General features: G+C 50.2%; 1 protein-coding gene. It reads right to left on the bottom strand.

What is annotated here, in order from left to right; genetic code table 11:
- Positions 1-1,355, bottom strand: a 1,355-nt coding sequence (locus A596_RS21590; protein ID WP_152600269.1) for a DUF4815 domain-containing protein, incomplete at its 3' end; no start/stop codon positions are given.
- Between the last annotated feature and the right edge of the window lie 22 nt (positions 1,356-1,377).

Genomic DNA, 1,377 nt, shown 5'->3' with positions numbered 1-1,377 from the left:
AAATTCATGCGCTGGCTCAGCGCGTCGATATCGGCCATCGCAACGGTGCGCACACCGTCATTAATAATTTCGCGAGCCTCTGTCCATGTTTGAATGACTTGGGCTAACTCAATCAAATGGGAGGGCACTGGTGGGCGCACAGGATCGTAATCGGTAGAGATGCCTTCGATCCAAATGTGTTCGCCTTTTTCATTGAGGCACAAACGATCAATGCGTGGTAATTTCACGCGGTAAGTAACCAGTATCAGCGTGTCTTGCACCGCACCGGCCACATCAAAACCGGTGGCATTTGCATTGGTGATTTCCGCATCTTTGATGTACTGGTAAGTCACATCATAGGAAGAGCCGGGACTTGGTTCTGCACCATTGGGTGACCAGTCCACTTTGCCCGCGGCTAATATCCAGTCGGCAGTTTTATTGTAAACAGTTGCGCCTTGCTTCACTTGCGTGATTTGAATGACTGAGGTGTCCGGCAATGGATCAGGTGCGCCCGCGTAGGTGCCGTGATTAATCGTTACGGTGCGTTGCGCTGTGATGCGTACCTGTTCAATTTCCGCCGCTGGTGTGCGATCCAGATTCACGCGCTGATTGTTAATGGTGGTGGAGGTATGCGGCTCGCTGTCGATAAATTTCAACACCGGCACAGCGGCATAATGAATACGGCGCGAGGTATTCAATTGCACACCAAAACCGTTGACGCGGGCGCGACCTTCTTCGAGGTTATACATTTGATCGCCGTTAACCGCATCTGGCAGCGCTGTGACGCGCAATCCAGTTACGACATAGTTAGATCCCGAGCTATCGCGGTCATAACGCGCAATGGCTTGCGAAACGGCGTCCAGTGTAGGTGGTGGCTCTTTGGCAGAGATGTGGCCGTGATCGATGGTATAGACGGGATAGAAAACACCTTCTGTGCCATCACCGTAAATGCCCCACTGTGTATTGATTTGGTTGCGTGCTGCACCGGGCTGCATGTAGCCACGCGCGCCCACCGCTGGATTCAATAGCGTAGGGTCTTGCATTTCAGTGATAGTGAGTGAGTGGACATACACACCAACCACCACAATGTCATCGAGCGGCACGTTCAAGTTCTTGGCGCCTACACCACGAACTGCACCAGCAAGATAAAGCGCACCGGATTCAATCGACACTGCACCAGTATCTGCATTAATCACTATGCCTGCATCGCGAATAATATCGCCATCGGCAAACAATACATCGCTGATATTTTGCAGACGATGATGCATTGCACTTTGTAATTCGTTGAATTCTGCTGTTTGCAACACTTTGTCGGAGCGAAACAAAATAGAATCGTAATTTTTATCGGGGTCAAAATGATTGTAAGTGTTAGTCATGGCAGCACCGGAAAATTAAAAA

It is taken from the genome of Cellvibrio mixtus subsp. mixtus J3-8 (genome assembly GCF_000766945.1).
GTDB lineage: Bacteria > Pseudomonadota > Gammaproteobacteria > Pseudomonadales > Cellvibrionaceae > Cellvibrio > Cellvibrio mixtus_A.
This window is presented reverse-complemented; position numbering and strand designations above follow the sequence as displayed.